The following is an 18,989-nucleotide window of genomic DNA, read 5'->3' as shown; positions in this document are numbered from 1 at the left end:
TGAGCGATGATGGAAACATCCGCCTCCGATTTCTCCCTTCTCCCTGAAGGCCCCTGGAAAGGTCGCTCATGGCACCGCGCATCCTGCTGGCCCGCCACGGACAGACGGAATGGTCCCTGCTCGGGAAGCACACCGGCAGGACGGACATCCCGCTCCTCGAAGAGGGCCGGCGCGGCGCCAAGCTCCTCGGGGAGCGCCTGCACCGGGCACCCCTGGACGGGCTGCCCGGTGTCGACGTCCGGACGAGTCCCCTCTCCCGCGCGCGTGAGACGTGCCAACTGGCCGGCTTCGGCGACCGGGCCACCGAGTGGGACGCGCTCATGGAGGCGGACTACGGGGCGTACGAGGGACTCACCCCCGCGGAGATCCAGGCCTTCCGCCCCGGCTGGCTCATGTGGCGCGACGGCGTCCCCGAGGGGGAGACCCTTCAGCAGCTCTCCGCGCGCGCGGACGACGTGGTCGCGTGGGCGCGGAGCGAGGACCGCGATGTGCTGGTCTTCGCCCACGGGCACATCCTGCGGTGCATAGCCGCGCGCTGGCTGGGCCTGGACCTCGGCTTCGCGGCCCGCATCCGCCTCAACCCGACGTCCCTGTCGGTCCTCGGCTGGGCCTACGGCGACCCGGCGATCGAGTCCTGGAACGACACGGGGCACCTGGCGGGCTGACCATCGGGCAGCCCGTCACGATCTGCCCGCAGCTACGACAGGCGGCTGTCTACGCCGTCCGCGCGACCCCCGCGTGCCGTTCCAGGAACGCCGACACGCCCGCCGCCCGCCGGTGCGGCAGCAGGACGCGGGCCGTGCCCGCCAGCATCTGCTGGACGCGGGAGGACTGGACCTCGTCGAGGAGGTCGAGGACGCGCATACCGGCCGCAGCGGCCTCGTCGGGACGCCCCCCGCGCGCGAGGTCGTCGGCCAGCTCGGCGGTGTAGAGCGCGATGTTGCGGGTGAAGTGCGGGTTCTGCAGACCGGCCGCCCGGCGCGCGTGCCGGGCCGCCCGGGGCCAGTCGCCCAGCGTGGACCAGCACTGCGCCTCCAGGCCCTCCAGCTCGGCCTCCCCGTAGAAGCTCATCCACTCGGGGTCTGCCTCGCCGGCCCCCCGCCCGAACAGGGCGTGCGCGCGGGCCAGCGCCTGCGCGCACCCGGTGCGGTCGGCGAGCCCGGCCCAGCCGCCCGCCTCCCGCAGCGCCAGCAGCGACATCAGCCGCGGCGACCCCAGCGGCCGGGCCACCCGCTGCGCGGCCTGCGCCGCCCGTACCGCCTCGCGCGGCCGGCCCGCGTCCCGCGCGAGGAACGCCGTGTTGCAGAACGCGTGCGCCTCCAGCCCCGGGTCCCCCGACATCCGGGCCGTGGCGAGGGCCTCCGCGTAGTGCGAGCGGGCGTCGTCGAACCGCCCCGAGTCATGGGCCAGCCAGCCCACGGAGATGGCCAGTTCCCCCGCCCCCGCGTACAGCCGGTCGGCGGTGGCCTGCCGGGTGGTGCCCGCGTCGAGCAGCGCGTACGCGGCCCGCAGCGGCGCCGAGGCCCTGCGGTACAGCCCGTCCGCCCCGTGCCGGTCGTCGAGCAGCCGGATCTTGCGTACGGCGGCTTCGAGGGCCCCCGCCTCCCCCGTGCCCGCCCGGTGGACGGGACGGCCGGCGGCCGAGGCCGTGCCCCCCAGGGCGAAGGGGCCGAGCGAGGCGGCCGCCACCGCGGCGGTACCTCCGGTCATGAACGCGCGACGTTGCACGTCGCTCTCCTCGTGGTTCTGGTACGTGTGCTGCGTGCCCCGCCGGCCGCGCACATAGCCCGTGTCGCCCCGCGGGTCCTGCATGTCGTACATCTCTTGCGTGTCATACGGCTCGTACGCCTCCTCCGTCTCACCCCTCATTCCGTGGGAGGAGTGCGTGCGGCTCTTGTTGCGCGGTGAGGGCGCCTCGTCGGCGGGGCGCGCCCCCCTACCGCGTACCTCCGCGCGGGGCGCGAAACCCAGGTCGGTCAGTGTTCGGCCGGGGAACATGTGCAGGAACACCCGTTCGTACGCGTAGTTGGGGCAGCGGATCTCGCCCGCCTCGACCCGTCCGACGTACCGCGCGTCACAGCTCACCCGCTCGCCGATCTCACGCGCGGCCCGCCGTACCGCCGCGGCGAACTCGCCCGGCGAACGGTGCCCGCGCAGCCGCCTGAAGGCGAGGTTCGGCCGCTGTGGACGGGGGAACTGGGACGAGGTCACCGATGACGACGTCATGGCCGGGCCCTCTCTCGCGAAGCCGTCGAACCATGCCGGATTCACCAGGACTTGTGTGCGTGCTGCACGGTTGGTTCCGCTGTGTCCGGCGGGGCAAGAACGTACCCGCCCCGTCGGTGCCCCCACGCGAGGTTTGGCTACAAACCGGATATCTCATCCTGGATCTGCCATGAACTGCCATCCTTTGCGGCGCAGTTTCGCCGTAGCCGTTGACGGAGTGGCGCGTTGGGCAGGGGGCTGGAAGGCGTGGGAGGCCCGGATGAAGAACCTCGAACCCCGTTCCGAGTGCGATTTGGTGACCGTGCCCGCGCGGCAGGGGCTGGAGGCGGTCGACATCCTCCGCCGGGGGGCGCTCGACGCGGTGGGGCCCGTCATGACGGTCGGGCCCGTGCTGCATGACGACACCTGCGACACCCTTGGGTTCCTGGTGCCGCCCGGTACGGCTGACGGGTGGGACGTGCCGGGGAGTACGTGTACGCAGAGCGACGGGCGGGGGGCGGTGCTGGCCCCTGCGGAGGGTTCGGGCTGGTTGTTGCCGCCCGGGGAGGCGGACCTGGCGACGGATCCGACGGTGCTTCGGGCCGCGCTGGACGAGGCGGCGCGGTTGATCGAGGCGGCGGACAACTGTCGGTGAGGTGCGCCCAGCCGACGTAGGGGTTCTGTTCGTCGGCGGCTGCGGGTCCGTCGTGGCTGATCGCGCGGTTCCCCGCGCCCCTATAGGGGCGCGCCCTGGTGCCCCGCGTTCGATAATGGGGCAATGGGCAGGTCGAAGCAGGGGCGCGCGCGGCGTGGGCAGGATGTCGGGGCCGTGGTCGAGGAGGTCGACGGGGGGCTCGCCGAGCTGCTTCCGGATCGGGACCGGGGCCGGGCGTGGACGCTGCTGGTCGACGGGGCGCCGCAGTCGCATGTCGATCTGGACGATCCGGCGTACCTGTCGTTCGAGTACCAGCGGCGGCTCGGGCATGTGATCGATCTCGTCGCCCCGGCCGGGCGGCCCGTGCACGCCGTGCACCTCGGCGGGGGCGCCTTCACCCTCGCCCGGTATGTTGCCGCCACCCGCCCCCGCTCCACCCAGCAGATCGTCGAGCGCGACGCGGCCCTCGTCCAACTGGTCCGGCGGGAGCTGCCGTTGGACCCGAACGCGCGGATACGGGTGCGGTCCACGGACGCGCGCGAAGGGCTCGCGAAGATGCCGGACGGGTGGGCGGACCTGGTGATCGCGGATGTGTTCAGCGGGGCGCGCACCCCGGCGCACCTGACCTCGACGGAGTTCCTCACGGACGTACGGCGGGTGGTGAAGCCCGGCGGCTGCTACGCCGCCAACCTCGCCGACGGCCCGCCGCTGACCCATCTGCGCGGCCAGATCGCCACCGCCGCCGTCCTCTTCCCGGAGCTGGCGCTCGTCGCCGACCCCACCGTGCTGCGGGGCAGACGATTCGGCAACGCGGTCCTCGTCGCCTCCGACCAGCCGCTCCCCGTCGCCGAACTGACCCGTCGCGCCGCCTCCGACCCGCACCCCGGCCGCGTCGAACACGGCCGCGCGCTCACCGACTTCACGGGCGGCGCGGTGCCGGTGACGGACGCGGGGGCGGTCGCCTCACCGGCGCCGCCGCCGTCGGTGTTCCGCTGAGGCCACCGGCACCCGGAGGCTCAGAAGTTCTGGACGTCCACCCGGGGCGCGCTGTCGTGCCAGGTGCAGAACACCGACACCCGGTCCGAACCGGCGGCGAAATCGACCCGGATCCAGGTCTCCGTCTTCCACACCTGCATCGACCAGCCCGAGCCGGGCGTCGCCGAGACGAGGGTCGCGTACTCCTCGCCGAGCGAGAAGACCACCCGGCCGCCCTCGGTGTCGTACGCCTTGATCTCGCCCGAGGCGGCGGGGGCGCCGGTGTTCGAACCCGGGCCGGGCTCCGCGGACTTCGACGGCTTCGCGGGGGTGCCCGAGGGGGTGGGGGACGGCTCGCCGCCGTCGTCCTTCCCCTGCCGCTCCCGCTCCTCCGGATCCTCCGCGCTCTTCGACGGCTCCGGGAGGGCCGTCGCCGTGATCGGCGTGGGGGCTCCCTGGGCCCGGGCGTCGGCAGCCGTGATGGGCAGGGCGCGGGGCGGGTCGTACGCCGTGCCGGCCATCACCGTGTGGACGCCCCACCACGACAACGTGACCGCCGCGCCCGTGGCGAGCAGCCAGGCCAGTACGTGTAGGAGTCCTCTGCGCATCGCGGCCATACTGCCCCACGAGCCCCGGCGGTGTCGTGGGGCGGCGCGTGCGGGGCCTCGGCGCGGGCCCCTGGACAGGGCCTCCGCGTGAGTTATCCACAGGCCCCGACCGGCCCGTCCCGTTTGGCGTACGGTGCGGCGCATGGCAAGTGTGCTCGTGGTCGAGGACGACCAGTTCGTACGCTCGGCGCTGATCAGGCATCTGACGGACGCCGCACACACCGTGCGCAGCGTCGGTACGGCCCTGGAGGCGCTGCGCGAGGTCGCGCACGTCCGCTTCGACGTGGTCGTCCTCGATCTCGGGCTGCCCGATCTCGACGGCTCGGAGGCGCTGAAGATGCTGCGCGGTATCACCGACGTCCCGGTGATCATCGCGACCGCGCGGGACGACGAGTCGGAGATCGTCCGGCTGCTGAACGCGGGCGCGGACGACTACCTGACCAAGCCGTTCTCGGTCGAGCACCTGTCCGCCCGGATGGCCGCCGTACTGCGCCGCTCCCGGGCCGCCGCCGGCGAGGCATCTCCGCCCACGGTGATCCGCGTCGGCGGCCTCGCGATCGACCCGCTGCGCCGCCAGGCCGAGCTGGACGGCGTACGACTCGACCTCACCCGGCGCGAGTTCGACCTCCTCGCGTTTCTCGCCGGGCGGCCCGGCGTCGTCGTCCCGCGCAAGGAGCTGCTGGCCGAGGTGTGGCAGCAGTCGTACGGGGACGACCAGACCATCGACGTTCATCTGTCGTGGCTGCGGCGGAAGCTGGGGGAGACGGCGGCGAAGCCCCGCTATCTGCACACACTGCGGGGGGTCGGCGTGAAGCTGGAGCCGCCGGGGGCGGGGGCGCGGCCATGAGGTGGGCGCTGGTCAAGGTGTGCCTGGCGGTGACGGCGATGGTCGTGGTGGCCTTCGCGGTGCCGCTCGGGCTGGTCATCAAGGAGATGGCGCGGGACCGGGCCTTCTCCAACGCCGAGCGGGAGGCGGCCGCGATCGCCCCGGCGCTGTCGATCACCACCGACCGGGAGCAGTTGGAGCGGGTCGTCGCCTCGGCGGGGTCGGACGACGGGATGGCGGTGCACATACCGGCGGACGGCGCGGGGGCCGCCGCGCTCGATCTGGGCCGGCAGCGGGCGTCCGACCGGGACATCGCGACCGTGCGGAAGCTGGGCCGGGCCTCCACCACTCAGGTGCCGGGCGGGTCCACGCTGCTCCAGCCCACCGCGCTCAGCTCCGGCGAGATAGCGGTCGTCGAGGTGTATGTGCCCGAGTCGGAGGTGAGCAACGGGGTCGCGACGGCGTGGGCGGTGCTCGCCGGGGTGGGCCTCGCGCTGATCGTGGGCTCGGTGGCGGTGGCCGACAGGCTCGGGGTGCGGATGGTCCGGCCCGCGCGGCGGCTGGTGGAGAGCGCGCACGAACTGGGGGAGGGGCAGCTGGGCGCGAGGGTGCCGGAGAAGGGGCCGAAGGAGCTGCGGCTGGCGGCGGTGGCGTTCAACGCGATGGCGGACCAGGTGGTCCAGCTGCTGGCGAACGAGCGGGAGCTGGCGGCGGACCTGTCGCACCGGCTGCGGACACCGCTGACCGTGCTGCGGCTGAACGCGGCCTCGCTCGGGGACGGGCCGGCCGCCGAGCAGACGCGGGCGGCGGTGGAGCAGTTGGAGCGGGAGGTCGACACGATCATCCGTACGGCGCGGGAGGCCAAGCCGCAGACGGCGGTGGCGGGCCCCGGCGCGGGGTGCGACGCGGCCGAGGTGGTCCGGGAGCGGATGGCGTTCTGGTCGGCGCTCGCGGAGGACGAGGGCCGCAAGTGGCGGGTGGCCGGGGTCGAGCGCCCGGTCCGCATACCCGTGGCCCGAGCCGACCTGGCCGCCGCTCTGGACGCTCTGCTCGGCAATGTCTTCCGTCACACGGCGGAGGGCACGGCGTTCGCGGTGGACGTTCACAACGGCGAGGACGCGGTGATCGTCCTGGTCTCCGACGCCGGGCCGGGCATCGCCGATCCCGAGGCCGCCATGGCGCGCGGCCGGGGCTCCGGCAGCGACGGCTCCACCGGTCTGGGCCTCGACATCGTCCGCCGACTCGCCGAGTCGACCGGCGGCGATGTGCGCCTCGGGTCGTCGGTGCTGGGCGGCACCGAGGTGCGGATCTGGATCCAGCTGAACGGGGGCGCGGGCCGGGACGGCGGGCCGTCGGCGCGCCGGGGACACCGGGGCGCGTCCATACGCCGGCGCAAACACACGAAGGCACTCTCCGCCTACGAATGATCACGCGGAGGGGGACGTTCGGGCTTGTGCGGTCACGGTGTCCCGTATGTGGGTGCATGTCCGTGAGTGATGTGGCTCACGTGTGTGACGGTCACGTTTCGACAACCAGGGATTACGTTTCAACAAAGGGGGACAAGAAGTCTTGACGTATGACATGACATAGAGCTGTTATGGCGGCCAACGTGTTCGGTCGAGTTGGTTTCTGATTGTTTTCGATCAGTCACCGGCGAGGGCCATTGAGACCGAACGACCTGTCCCCCAGGGAGCCGTACATGCATCTCACACCTTCTGGTCTCGCCGTGCCCGGTCCGAGCCGCCGTACCCTGCTGCGTGGCATAGGCGGCGCCGCCGCACTCGGCGCAGGCATCCCCCTGCTGAGCGCCTGCGGTGGCAGCGGCACGGCCGCCGACCCGAAGACCGTCACCCTCGGCTCCAAGGCGTCCGACCCGGTCCCGAAGAAGGCGTTCGCCGAGATCTACGCGGCGTACAAGAAGAAGTCCGGCATCGCGGTCGACGTGAACACCAAGGACTCCAACACCTTCCAGGAGCAGATCAACTCCTACCTGCAGGGCACGCCGGACGACGTGTTCACCTGGTTCGCCGGCTACCGGATGCAGTTCTTCGCGGCCAAGGGCCTGGCCTCGCCGATCGACGACGTGTGGAAGACCATCCAGGGCAACTTCCCCGAGGCGATGCAGAAGCTCAGCAAGGGCGAGGACGGCAAGTACTACTTCGTGCCGCTGTACACGTACCCCTGGGCGCTCTTCTACCGCAAGAGCGTCTTCGCGGAGAAGGGCTACGAGGTCCCCACCACGTGGGACCAGCTGATCGCCCTGTGCAAGCAGATGAAGAAGGACGGGCTCACCCCGATCGCGTTCGGTGACAAGGACGCCTGGCCCGCGCTCGGCACCTTCGACCAGATCAACTTCCGGAAGAACGGCTACGACTTCCACGTCGAGCTGATGGCGGGCAAGGCGTCCTGGACCGACGCCAAGGTCAAGTCCGCCTTCGACCTGTGGGCCGAGCTCCTTCCGTACCACCAGGAGGGCGCCGTCGGCCGTACCTGGCAGGACGCGGCACAGACCCTGGTGTCGAAGAAGGCCGGCATGTACCTGCTGGGCACCTTCGTGGCGCAGCAGTTCACCAACAAGGACGACCTCGACGACCTCGACTTCTTCGCCTTCCCGGAGATCGACCCGGCGTACGGCCAGGACACCGTCGAGGCGCCCACCGACGGCTTCATGATGAGCAAGAGCCCCAAGAACAAGGCCGAGGCCGTCAAGCTCCTGGAGTTCCTGGGCACCACGGAGGCCGAGGACATCTACCTCAAGGCCGACCCGAGCGTCGTCCACGCCGCCTCCGGCGCCGACACCTCGTCGTACACCCCGCTGCAGAAGAAGGCGTACGACATGATCGCGGGCGCCAAGAGCCTCACCCAGTTCATGGACCGCGACAGCCGCCCGGACTTCACGTCCACGGTGATGCAGCCCTCGCTGCAGAAGTTCATCCGTGACCCCAAGGGCATCGACAGCCTGCTCTCGTCGATCGAGCGCCAGAAGAAGACGATCTTCGCCTCCTCATGACGACGACCGACACCCCCGAGAAGTCGGGCGACCCGGAAGCGGCCAAGGCGCCGCTTCCGGGCTCTGCCCATGTCCCCGCCAAGAAGCCCGCGACCGGCCACAAGCGCCTGCTGACCAGGCGCGACCGGCTGGTCCTCGGCGTGATGGCGGGCCTGCCGACGATCCTGCACGTGCTGCTGGTGTGGGTGACGGCCCTCGCCTCGATCCTCCTCGCCTTCACCACCTGGGACGGCATCGGCTTCGACTCCATCAAGTGGGTCGGCCTGGAGAACTTCAAGGAACTCTTCACCAACAACCCGCAGTTCTGGCCGGCCGTCGAGCACAACGTGGTCTGGTTCGTCGTCCTGATCCTGATCCCGACGCCCATGGGCCTGTTCCTGGCCGTGCAGCTGGACAAGAAGATCCGGTTCAGCCGGGTCTACCAGACGGCGTTCTTCCTGCCCGTCGTGCTGTCCATGGCCGTCATCGGCTTCGTGTGGCAGCTCGTGTACAACCCCGACACCGGCCTGATCAACAGCCTGATCGGCGCCAACGAACCGGGCAAGTACATCGACTGGATCGGCGACCCGGACCTCAACCTCTGGGCCATCCTCATCGCCGCGTCCTGGCGCCACACCGGCTACATGATGATCCTCTACCTGGCCGGCCTGAAGGGCGTCGACCCCTCGCTGCGCGAGGCCTCCGCGCTCGACGGCGCCAACGAGTGGCAGACCTTCAAGAACGTCATCTTCCCGACGCTGCGGCCCACCAACACCGTCGTCCTGGTCGTCACCATCATCGAGGCACTGCGCGCCTTCGACCTGGTCTTCGTCTTCAACGGCGGAGCCCAGGGCACCGAGCTGCTGTCGATCCTCGTGACCAGCAACATCATCGGTGAGTCCAGCCGGATCGGATACGGGTCGGCGATCGCGGTCGTCCTCCTGCTGATCTCCCTCGTCGTGATCATTCCGTATCTGATCAGCACCTTCCGGAAGGAGCGCCGCGCATGAGCGCCTCCACCGCCCCCACCGTCGCCGACGGCATCGTGACGGGCCCGCAGAAGAAGCGCACACCCGTCCGCCCCGCCCGGATCCTGCTGCACGTGTTCCTGGCCGGCACCGCGCTGGCCTGGCTCGCCCCGCTGCTCTGGGCGATCTACGCGGCACTGCGGCCGTACTCGGAGACCAGCGAGAAGGGCTATGTCTCCTGGCCCGACAAGCTGACCTTCGAGAACTTCACGAACGCGTTCACGCAGTCCGACATGACGCACTACTTCGTGAACACGCTGATCATCGCCGTCCCGGCGGTGCTGCTCACGCTGTTCCTGTCGTCGATGGTCGCGTTCTACGTCAGCCGCTTCGACTTCCGCCTCAACCTGGCACTGCTGCTGGTCTTCACGGCCGGCAACCTGCTCCCGCAGCAGGTCATCATCACCCCGCTGTACCGCCTGTACCTGCTCATCGACCTGCCCGGCATCACGATGAGCGGCAAGCTGTACGACTCGGCGCTCGGTCTGGTCCTCATCCACATCGCGTTCCAGTCCGGGTTCTGTGCCTTCGTGCTCAGCAACTACATGCGCTCGCTGCCGCACGAACTGACCGAGGCCGCGCTCGTCGACGGTGCCTCGGTGTGGCGGATGTACTGGCAGATCGTGCTGCCGCTGTGCAAGCCCGCGATGGCCGCCCTCGCCACGTTGCTGTCCATCTGGATCTACAACGACTTCTTCTGGGCGCTCGTCCTGATCTCCACCGGCGAGAACATGCCGATCACCTCGGCGCTGAACAACCTCTCCGGCCAGTTCTTCACCGACAACAACCTCGTCGCCGCCGGGGCCCTGCTCACCGCGATCCCGACCCTGATCGTCTACTTCCTGCTCCAGCGGCAGTTCGTGGGCGGTCTGACGCTGGGCGCGAACAAGGGCTGACACCAGGCCTCGTACAGGTCCGGCGCCGGGTCCGAGCGGGCCCGGCGCCACCCGTTTCCGCATCTTTCCGAGAGAGAACCACCGTGTCCCACCCCTTCACGCCGGTCGCCTCCGTGCCCGTGGACCTCGCCACCGCCAGGGTCCACGAGGAGGGCTGGCAGTCCTGGAGCCCCAGCGGCTCCTACGCCCTCGGCGACGCCCCATACCGGCCGACCAACGCCAACTGGGCGACCGTCTGCTACCGCCCCGGCCACACCGTGCCCGCCGGCACCTTCCAGGGCGAGGGCCTGCTCGCGCTCGCCCCGACGGGGGAGGACGGCCCGATCTGGCTGTTCGTGGCCGCCGATCCGACGGGCGAGGTGCCGTCGATCCGGCTCGTCGTGCGGGACGGCAGAGCCGAGGTCAGCGCCGACGGGAAGGTGGACCACTGGACGTACCTGGGTCCCGGAGGCATCCAGGGCGCCCTGGCCGACTGGGCCGACAGCCTCGGCCTCACGGCCCCCCGCCCGGCCCCCACCGTCTGGTGCTCCTGGTACGAGTACTTCACCTCCGTCACCGAGGACGACATCCACGAGAACCTCCGTGCGATGGACACCCTCGACCTCCCCATCGACGTCGTCCAGATCGACGACGGGTACCAGAAGGCCCTGGGCGACTGGCTCACCCTCTCCGGCCGCTTCCACTCCCGTGAGGGCATCGCGGAGGCGATCCGGGCGCGAGGCCGCCGCGCAGGCATCTGGACGGCGCCCTTCCTGGTCGACCCCGCCAGCACCCTGGCCGCCGAGCACCCGGAGTGGCTGGTGCGCGACGAGGACGGCGGCCTCACCCACGGCGGCCGCAACTGGGGCCACGACCTGTACGTCCTGGACACCACCCACCCCGAGGCGGCGGCGTACCTCACCGAGGTCTTCACCACCCTGCGCGCCGAGGGCTACGACTACTTCAAGGTCGACTTCCTCTACGCGGGCGCCCTGGACGGCGTACGCCACGCCTCCGTGGACGCCCTGACCGCGTACCGCCAGGGCATCGAGCTGATCCGTGACGCCATCGGCCCCGACGCCTACCTCCTGGGCTGTGGCGCGCCGATCCTCCCCTCCATCGGCCTCTTCGACGCGATGCGGGTCAGCCCCGACACGGCCCCGCACCGCCGCCCCGAGGCGGACGACTACAGCCAGCCCGGCCAGGACCCCGCCGAGTTCACGGGCGTCGGCCGCCAGTGGCAGCACGGCCGCCTCTGGGTGAACGACCCCGACTGTCTGATGGCCCGCCCCGCCGTGGAGACCCGCGAGCGCTGGGCGGCGCACGTCGAGGCCACCGGTGGCCTGATGGCCTCCAGCGACCGCCTGCTGTCGCTGGACGCCTGGGGCGTGGACACGACTCGCCGACTGCTGAGCAAGGGCACGGCCAAGGACACGGAAGCCGAAGGGGCCCCCGAATGAACCGCGACGCGAACCGCGAAGCCAAGCGCGAACTGAACGTCCCCGGGATCGCCTACGGCGGTGACTACAACCCCGAGCAGTGGCCCGAGGAGGTCTGGGCCGAGGACGTACGCCTCATGCGCGAGGCGGGCGTGAACATGGTCAGCGTCAACATCTTCGCGTGGGCGCTCCTGGAGCCGCGCGAGGGCGAGTACGACTTCTCCCGCCTCGACAAGATCCTCGCCCTCCTCCACGAGAACGGCATCGCCGCCGACCTGGCGACCCCGACGGCCGCCCCGCCGGCCTGGTTCTTCGTCAAGCATCCGGAGGCGCTGCCGGTCGACAAGGACGGCCGCACCCTCTCGTACGGCAGCCGGCAGACCTTCTGCCCGTCGAGCCCCGCCTACCGCGAGGCGGCCCTGCGGATCGCCCGCGTGCTGGGCGAGCGGTACGCCGACCACCCGGCCGTCGTCATGTGGCACATCCACAACGAGTACGGCTGCCACAACGGCGAGTGCTACTGCGACACCAGCGCGGCGGCGTTCCGGGTCTGGCTCCGCGAGAAGTACGACGACGACCTGGCGGCGCTCAACCACGCCTGGGGCACGACGTTCTGGAGCCAGTGGTACTACGACTGGGACGAGATCATCCCGCCCCGCCCCACGGGCGCCGTCCCCAACCCGACCCACCAGCTCGACTGGCGCCGCTTCTGCAGCGACGCGCTGCTGTCGCTGTGCAAGGCGGAGCGGGAGGTGCTGCTCGAAGCGTCCCCGTCGACCCCCGCTACCACCAACTTCATGGTGATGTACAACTTCGACAAGCTGGACTACTGGCGCTGGGCGCCGGAGCTGGACATCGTCTCCAACGACCACTACCTCCAGTCGACGGACCCCGAGTCCGAGATCGACATCGCGCTCAGCGGCGACCTGGTGCGCTCGCTGGCGGGCGGCCCGTGGCTGCTGATGGAGCACTCGACGGGCGCGGTGAACTGGCAGCCGGTCAACCGCGCGAAGACGGTGGGCGAAATGCGCCGCAACGCCCTCTCCCATGTGGCCCGGGGCGCCGACGGCATCGCCTACTTCCAGTGGCGGGCCGCCAAGGCGGGCGCCGAGCAGTGGCACTCGGCGATGCTCCCGCACGCGGGCACGGACAGCCAGATCTGGCGTGACGTGGTCCGACTGGGCGCCGATCTGCGGTCGTTGGCGGAGGTGCGGGGCAGCGAGGGCGTCGCCGAGGTGGCGATCGTCTGGGACTGGAGCGCATGGTGGGCGGTGGAACTCCCGTCCCAGCCGAGCGAGAAGCTCCGCTTCCAGGACCTGGTGCGGGCCTGGTACGAGCCGTTGTGGCGCTCCGGCGTGGCCGTGGACTTCGTACGCCCGGACGCGGACCTGTCCGCCTACAAGCTGGTGCTGGCGCCGAGCCTGTACCTGGTGGACGACGCGGGCGCGGCCAACCTGACGGGCTTCGCGGAGGCCGGAGGCACCCTCGCCGTCGGCTTCCACAGCGGCGCGGTGGACGAGAACTGCCATGTCCGGCTGGGCGGTTACCCCGGCGCGTTCCGCGAGGCGCTGGGCGTCCGCACGGACGAGCTGTTCCCGCTGCTGCCGGGCGAGTCGGTGGGCCTGAGCGACGGCGGTACGGCCGAGCTGTGGTCCGAGCGGGTCGCCCTGGCGGGCGCGGAGGCGGTCACGTCGTACACCTCCGGCCCCCTGACCGGTGTCCCGGCGGTCACCCGCCACGCACACGGCACGGGCACGGCCTGGTACCTGGCCACCCGCCCCGACCCGGCTACCCTGGCGTCCCTCCTGCACCGCATCCGCGCCGAAGCGGGTGTCGAGCCGGTCCGCAGCACCCCCGACGACGTGGAGGCGGTCCTGCGCCGGGGCCCGGACGCGGACTACCTCTTCCTGATCAACCACGGGGACTCACCCGCCGAGATCGAGGTCGCACCCGACGCCGTCGAACTGCTCACGGCCAAGGCGATCGCCACGGACGGCACTTCGGCGACCGTGCTGGTGACCCCCGGCGAGGTGGCGGTCGTACGCGAGCCCCGCTGACGACGCCCGCGAGCGAACAGGGCCGTGACTCCTTCGGAGTCGCGGCCCTGCCGCTACCGTGTCCCGGGTGAGCGCGCGGGGACGGAGTCACCGGTACGTCGGACCGGCCGAGTTGAAGGCCGTGGTCCGACCCGGCGGTGAAGGCCGCCCGATCACCTCGGCGGCCGACCTCGACGCGTGGCTCGCGGGGCGACCGGCGGCGGAACTGCTCGAACCGTTCACGTTCGTGGTCGACATCGAGGGCCTACTGCGTCTGGCCGCGCGCCGGAGCGAGCATGTGGCCTGCGCCGGTGGGGAAGAGGTGCTGAGCGCGGGCGAGATCGGCTTCGAGCGCGACGCGGACCGCTGGGCGGTGCACTACGTCAGCAACCAGTCGACGGGCTACTGCCCGGACGTCACGTCCTGGCCGGCCGTCGCCCGTGCTCTGGACGGCGCCGGCCTCCCGCACCCCGACGGCTTCGTCCACGAGGTGATCTTCCGCCGCTGTCCCGACTGCCGGGAGCACAACATCGTGCGCGAGGACGACTACGTCTGCGTCTTCTGCGGCGGCGACCTGCCGGCGGCCTGGAACCTGGGACCCGCCGACTGAGCCCGACCGGCTACTCCCAGTCGTACAGGGACAGCCGCGGCCCCCCGGCGAGGTAGCCGTGGAGTGCTCCGGCGTCGCCCTCCACGAAGTCCTCGGGGAGGGAGGCGGTGTCGACCCAGCGGGCCTGCGCGTGTTTGTGCGGTTCGCGGTTCTCCAGTTCGCCGGTCCACTCGTGGGTGGCGAAGACGACGGTGAGGAAGCCGTCCGGTGCCTCGACGCCCCGGGCCGCGTGGACGAGGTGCACGACCTCCAGCGCCTCCGGCTTCACGGTCAGCCCGGTCTCCTCGTGCAGCTCGCGCACCGCGGTCCCCGTGACGGACTCCCCGGGTTCGTTCTTCCCGATCGGCAGATGCCACCTCCCCCGGGCGAACCTGGCGTTCTCGCCCCGCTGGAGCAGCACGACCCGGCCCGCGGCCCGGTCGTGGACGATGACGGCGGCGACCAGCAAAGTCATATGACCTGTCCTTTCGTAGGCCGCTAGCATGCCGTGTATGGAGTGCTTCGCTTCCTGGCGCACGCGCCACTGAGGGTCGGCCCGCCGACACGTCCCACGTGATCGGTGGGTCGGTCGTGCCCTGCTCCCCTCAGTCGACGAGGTCACCGAGAGGTCCACTCCATGCTCATCCGCGCGTTCGTCCAGGACGATCTGGCACGACTCACCGAACTCACCATCGACACGTTCCGGCCCTTCTACGAGGACTCAGTCGGCCGGCTGCTGGACGGGCTCGTCCTCGCCACCCTGCACCCCGACTGGCGAGACGACTACCGCGAGCAGCTCCCCACGCTGCACGACCCGGCCCGGCACAAGTACATCGCGGTCGCCGAGACCGCCGACGGCGTCCTCGCCGGCCATGTCGCCTGGCGGGCCGACCCCGACCGGCACCACGGCGAGATCACGCTGCTGGCCGTGGACGCGGACCACCGGGGCGACCGTACGGGCACCGCCCTGTGCGAGCACGCCTTCGCCGACCTGCGCGAACGCGGCGCGAAGCTTGTCGAGATCGGCACCGGCGGCGACGCCTTCCACACCCCGGCCCGCGCCCTGTACGAGAGCCTCGGCTGCACCCCGTTCCCGACGGTGTACTACTACCGGCAGCTCTGACACCCACACCCGGGGCGCGGCGCTCCCCTAGCCGCGCCGCGCCCCGGGCCCCCGCTCCCCCGTCCCCCAGGGGCTCCCCAACCCCCGGTCCTACGGCCGTACGGCCCCTATGCCGAGGTCGTCACCAGCGGCGGCAACGCCCCCGTCTTCGCCGCCTGCCCGTACCAGTACGCGCTCGACTTGGGCGTACGGGCCAGCGTCACGTAGTCCACGTACACCGCCCCGAACCGCTTCCCGTAGCCGTACGCCCACTCGAAGTTGTCCATCAGGGACCACAGGTAGTACCCGCGTACATCCGCCCCCTCGGCGATCGCGCGCCGGACCGCCCGCAGATGGCCGTGCAGATACGCGATGCGCTCGGGGTCGTGGACCCGCCCGTCCGCGTCCATCTTGTCGTCGTACGCCGCCCCGTTCTCGGTGATGTACAGCGGCAGCCCCGGCGCCTCCTCGCGCGCGTACCGCATGATCAGCTCGTGCAGGCCCGTCGGGTCGATGGTCCAGCCCATCTCCGTACGCTCGCCCGGAGTCTGGTGGAACAGGACGTCGTCCGCGCCCGGCCACGGCGAGTGGCTGCTCGCCCCGTGGCCGTCCGCACGCGGCCCGCTCGCGTCCGCGTCCGCCGCGCCCACCAGCGTCGGCGTGTAGTAGTTCAGGCCCAGCGCGTCCAGCGGCTGGTTGGCCGTCGCCACGTCCCCGTCCTGCACGAACGACCAGTCCGTCAGCGACGAGGTGGCGGCGAACAGGCTCTCCGGGTACGCCCCGTGCAGCATCGGCCCGTGGAAGACACCGTTCGCGAGGTCGTCGATCTTCCGGGCCGCGGCCAGGTCCTCGGGGGAGTTCGAGATCGGCCGTACGACCGACGAGTTCAGGCTCACCGCGATCGAGTTCCGCGCCGGCATCGCCGACCGGAGCGCCGCGACCCCCAGCCCGTGCGCCACGTTCAGATGGTGGGCCGCGCGCAGCGACGCCACCGGGTCCGTACGGCCCGGCGCGTGCACCCCGGAGCCGTAGCCGAGGAACGCGGTGCACCACGGCTCGTTCAGCGTGATCCACTGCTCGACCCGGTCGCCCAGCGCCTCGCCCACGATCCGCGCGTACTCGGCGAAACGGTGCACGATGTCCCGCTCGGGCCAGCCGCCCGCGTCCTCCAGCTCCTGTGGCAGATCCCAGTGGTAGAGGGTGACGGCCGGCTTGATGCCCTTCTCCAGCAGCTCGTCGACCAGCCGGCGGTAGAAGTCCAGACCGCGCTGGATCGCCGGGCCCCGGCCCGTCGGCTGCACCCGCGACCAGGAGATGGAGAAGCGGTACGAGTTGAGGCCCAGGTCCGCCATCAGCGCCACGTCGTCGCGGTAGCGGTGGTAGTGGTCGACAGCGATGTCACCGGTCTCACCACCGGCGGTCTTGCCCGGGGTGTGGCTGAAGGTGTCCCAGATGGAGGGCGTACGGCCGTCCTCCCGTACCGCTCCCTCGATCTGGTAGGCGGAGGTGGCCGCGCCCCAGAGGAAGGCGGGAGGAAAGGTCACCGGCGTTGTGGGCTCAGGCATGGAAGCGCTCCCATAGGTGGTCGTTCAGACCGACGGAGGTGGGTGGGGGGAAGAGGAACAGGCACGGAAAAGGAGAGGGGAGGAGAGAAAGGGGGTCGAGGCGGCGGTGACCCGACCCCCGGTGAGGAGAAGACGTACGAGGGCGAACCGGGGCCTCAGCCCTTCACCGCGCCCTGCATGATGCCCCCCACGATCTGCTTGCCGAAGATCGCGAAGACCAGGAGCAGCGGAAGCGTGCTCAGCAGCGCGCCCGCCATGATCAGGGCCTGGTCGGGGGTGTACCCGCGGCCCAGGCCGGCCACCGCGACCTGCACGGTCGGGTTGCCCAGTTGGGTCAGGACGAGGAACGGCCACAGGAAGTCGTTCCAGGTCTGTACGAACATCAGCATGCCCAGGACGGCCATCGCGGGCCGCGCGGTCGGGAACACCACGTGCCAGATCACCCGCCAGCTGCTCGCGCCGTCGACGCGGGCCGCCTCGATGATCTCGTCGGGCAGCGCCTGGATCAGGTACTGCCGCATGAAGAACACGCCGAACGCGCTGACCAGCGAGGGCAGGATCACCGCCTGGAGCTGGTCGGTCCAGTCGAGCTTGGCGACCATCATGTACAGCGGGATCACCTGGAGCTGCGGCGGCACCATCATCGTGCCGATCACGATCAGCATCAGGGCGCCCCGGCCCCGGAAGCGCAGCTTGGCGAAGGCGAAGCCGGCGATCGTGGACAGGAAGACGATGGTCAGCGAGGAAACGCCCGCCACGATCGTCGTGTTGAGGAACGCCTCGCCCAGATTGGCGTCGCTCCAGGCCACTTCGAGCTTGTCGAAGAGGTTCGCGCCGAACCAGAACGGCGGCGGGGTCTCCGCCAGCCGCGCGTTGTCACGCGATGCCGCGACCGCCGTCCAGAACAGCGGGAACAGCGAGACGAGGGTGAACACGGCGAGGATGACGTACGCGACGGGCCCGGCGTGGTGCTGCCCGCCCGCGCGCGCCGCCTTCAGGCCGCGCCTGCGCTTGCCGTTCTTCGGCGGCTCGGGGACCGCGTCGGCCGGGGGTTTGGTGAGTGTCGTCGTCACGGCCGGTCTCCTAACTACTGGCGCGCAGCCGGCGCGAGATGACGTAGTTGATGATTCCGACCACGATGAGGATCAGGAACATCGTCCAGGCGATGGCGGAGGCACGGCCCAGGTGCTGGTTCACCCAGCCCTGTTCGTACATGTACAGGCCGAGCGTCTGGAACTGGTGCTGGGGGCCGCCGGAGGCACCCTTGTTGGCGTCGAACATCAGCGGCTCGGCGAACAGCTGCGAGGCACCGATCGTCGACACGACGATGGTGAACAGGATCGTCGGACGCAGCGACGGCAGCGTGACGTGCAGGAACTGCTTCCAGCGGCTGGCGCCGTCGAGGGCCGCCGACTCGTACAGGTCCTGCGGGATCGCCTGCATCGCGGCCAGGTAGATCAGCGCGTTGTAGCCGGTCCAGCGCCAGATGACGATGGACGAGACGGCGAACTGCGCGTACCACTTGTCGTTCTGCCAGTCGATGTTGTCGACGCCGAACAGACCCAGGAACCAGTTGATCATGCCGTAGTCACGGCCGAAGAGCAGCACGAAGACGAGGGACGCCGCGACGATCGACGTGGCGTACGGCGCGAGCATCACGACCCGGTAGAAGGTCGAGGCGCGCAGCTTGTAGTTGAGGATGTGCGCGATGCCCAGCGCCATCATCAACTGCGGGACGGTCGAGATGATCCCGATGGTGAAGGTGTTCTTCGCCGCGTTCCAGTAGAACTCGTCGTCGAAGATCCGGGTGTAGTTGCGCAGCCCCGCCCACTCCATGTCGGTGGGCGCGGTCAGCTCCACCGTGTGCAGCGAGGCCCATGCCGTGTAGAGCAGCGGGAACATGCCGAACGCGAGGAAGAGCAGGAAGAACGGTGAGACGAAGGCGTACGGGCTCCAGCGCACGTCGCGCTGCCAGCGGCGGGACAGCCGGGCCCGCTTCCGACGCGTCTCAGGGGACTCGACGGGCGGACCGGCCGGGGCCGCGCCCCCCTCCTTGGTGGGGGGCGCGGCGGCGGTGTCGTGCCGGGTGGCCATTAC

General features: G+C 70.8%; 18 protein-coding genes. 12 read left to right on the top strand and 6 right to left on the bottom strand.

The features are described 5' to 3' along the window. Window positions 1-68 precede the first annotated feature (68 nt). Window positions 69-665: a histidine phosphatase family protein gene (locus ABT147_RS22900; protein ID WP_351408997.1), complete on the top strand. Its 597-nt coding sequence runs from the start codon at window positions 69-71 to the stop codon at window positions 663-665. A 49-nt stretch (window positions 666-714) separates the two neighbouring features. Here the strand turns inward: ABT147_RS22900 and ABT147_RS22895 are convergent, their stop codons facing one another. Continuing rightward, a complete protein-coding gene (locus ABT147_RS22895; RefSeq protein ID WP_351408995.1) occupies window positions 715-2,226 on the bottom strand; it encodes an NsdA family TPR-like regulatory protein in 1,512 nt (503 codons plus the stop codon). A 259-nt stretch (window positions 2,227-2,485) separates the two neighbouring features. Between ABT147_RS22895 and ABT147_RS22890 the strand changes: the two genes are divergently transcribed. Further along, window positions 2,486-2,860 (top strand): hypothetical protein, encoded by a 375-nt coding sequence (locus ABT147_RS22890; protein ID WP_351408994.1) that lies wholly within the window; start codon window positions 2,486-2,488, stop codon window positions 2,858-2,860. Between the two features lie 123 nt (window positions 2,861-2,983). Beyond that, window positions 2,984-3,856 carry a spermidine synthase gene (locus tag ABT147_RS22885; protein WP_351408992.1) on the top strand — a complete coding sequence of 291 codons (873 nt, stop codon included), beginning with the start codon at window positions 2,984-2,986 and terminating at the stop codon, window positions 3,854-3,856. Window positions 3,857-3,876: 20 nt separating this feature from the next. Here the strand turns inward: ABT147_RS22885 and ABT147_RS22880 are convergent, their stop codons facing one another. Next, window positions 3,877-4,443 (bottom strand): hypothetical protein, encoded by a 567-nt coding sequence (locus ABT147_RS22880; RefSeq protein ID WP_351408990.1) that lies wholly within the window; start codon window positions 4,441-4,443, stop codon window positions 3,877-3,879. Between the two features lie 142 nt (window positions 4,444-4,585). Between ABT147_RS22880 and ABT147_RS22875 the strand changes: the two genes are divergently transcribed. From ABT147_RS22875 to ABT147_RS22840, 8 genes are all read left to right on the top strand, one after another. Then, entirely contained in the window at window positions 4,586-5,290 is a 705-nt protein-coding gene (locus ABT147_RS22875) for a response regulator transcription factor (protein WP_351408988.1), read from the top strand. After that, window positions 5,287-6,696: a sensor histidine kinase gene (locus ABT147_RS22870; RefSeq protein ID WP_351408986.1), complete on the top strand. Its 1,410-nt coding sequence runs from the start codon at window positions 5,287-5,289 to the stop codon at window positions 6,694-6,696. Before ABT147_RS22875 ends, ABT147_RS22870 begins: the two co-directional genes overlap by 4 nt. A gap of 272 nt (window positions 6,697-6,968) precedes the next feature. Continuing rightward, window positions 6,969-8,279: an ABC transporter substrate-binding protein gene (locus ABT147_RS22865; protein WP_351408984.1), complete on the top strand. Its 1,311-nt coding sequence runs from the start codon at window positions 6,969-6,971 to the stop codon at window positions 8,277-8,279. Next, the gene (locus ABT147_RS22860) at window positions 8,276-9,268 is read left to right on the top strand and encodes a carbohydrate ABC transporter permease (RefSeq protein WP_351408982.1); all 993 of its coding nucleotides are present in this window, start codon (window positions 8,276-8,278) and stop codon (window positions 9,266-9,268) included. The genes ABT147_RS22865 and ABT147_RS22860 overlap by 4 nt, the downstream gene beginning before the upstream one ends. Next, complete coding sequence (locus tag ABT147_RS22855; protein WP_351408980.1) at window positions 9,265-10,182, top strand: carbohydrate ABC transporter permease; 918 nt, start codon at window positions 9,265-9,267, stop codon at window positions 10,180-10,182. Before ABT147_RS22860 ends, ABT147_RS22855 begins: the two co-directional genes overlap by 4 nt. Window positions 10,183-10,265: 83 nt before the next feature. Continuing rightward, window positions 10,266-11,621 carry a glycoside hydrolase family 36 protein gene (locus tag ABT147_RS22850; protein ID WP_351408978.1) on the top strand — a complete coding sequence of 452 codons (1,356 nt, stop codon included), beginning with the start codon at window positions 10,266-10,268 and terminating at the stop codon, window positions 11,619-11,621. Continuing rightward, window positions 11,618-13,657: a beta-galactosidase gene (locus ABT147_RS22845; RefSeq protein WP_351408976.1), complete on the top strand. Its 2,040-nt coding sequence runs from the start codon at window positions 11,618-11,620 to the stop codon at window positions 13,655-13,657. Before ABT147_RS22850 ends, ABT147_RS22845 begins: the two co-directional genes overlap by 4 nt. 67 nt (window positions 13,658-13,724) lie before the next feature. After that, a complete protein-coding gene (locus tag ABT147_RS22840; protein ID WP_351408975.1) occupies window positions 13,725-14,246 on the top strand; it encodes a hypothetical protein in 522 nt (173 codons plus the stop codon). Window positions 14,247-14,256: 10 nt separating this feature from the next. Here the strand turns inward: ABT147_RS22840 and ABT147_RS22835 are convergent, their stop codons facing one another. Beyond that, window positions 14,257-14,700 carry an NUDIX domain-containing protein gene (locus tag ABT147_RS22835; protein ID WP_351408973.1) on the bottom strand — a complete coding sequence of 148 codons (444 nt, stop codon included), beginning with the start codon at window positions 14,698-14,700 and terminating at the stop codon, window positions 14,257-14,259. Between the two features lie 162 nt (window positions 14,701-14,862). On the opposite strand from ABT147_RS22835, the gene ABT147_RS22830 reads away from it, so the two are divergent. Further along, complete coding sequence (locus tag ABT147_RS22830; protein WP_351408971.1) at window positions 14,863-15,348, top strand: GNAT family N-acetyltransferase; 486 nt, start codon at window positions 14,863-14,865, stop codon at window positions 15,346-15,348. A 107-nt stretch (window positions 15,349-15,455) separates the two neighbouring features. On the opposite strand, the gene ABT147_RS22825 is transcribed toward ABT147_RS22830, so the two are convergent. The 3 genes from ABT147_RS22825 to ABT147_RS22815 all read right to left on the bottom strand — a co-directional run bounded on the left by ABT147_RS22825 (window position 15,456) and on the right by ABT147_RS22815 (window position 18,986). Further along, window positions 15,456-16,892: a GH1 family beta-glucosidase gene (locus ABT147_RS22825; RefSeq protein ID WP_351408969.1), complete on the bottom strand. Its 1,437-nt coding sequence runs from the start codon at window positions 16,890-16,892 to the stop codon at window positions 15,456-15,458. A 155-nt stretch (window positions 16,893-17,047) separates the two neighbouring features. Further along, a complete protein-coding gene (locus ABT147_RS22820) occupies window positions 17,048-17,965 on the bottom strand; it encodes a carbohydrate ABC transporter permease (protein WP_351408967.1) in 918 nt (305 codons plus the stop codon). 10 nt (window positions 17,966-17,975) lie between these two features. Then, on the bottom strand, window positions 17,976-18,986 hold the full coding sequence (locus ABT147_RS22815; RefSeq protein ID WP_351408965.1) for a carbohydrate ABC transporter permease: 1,011 nt from the start codon (window positions 18,984-18,986) through the stop codon (window positions 17,976-17,978). Window positions 18,987-18,989: the final 3 nt, after the last annotated feature.

The organism is Streptomyces sp. NPDC001868, from assembly GCF_040297125.1.
GTDB lineage: Bacteria > Actinomycetota > Actinomycetes > Streptomycetales > Streptomycetaceae > Streptomyces.
This window is presented reverse-complemented; position numbering and strand designations above follow the sequence as displayed.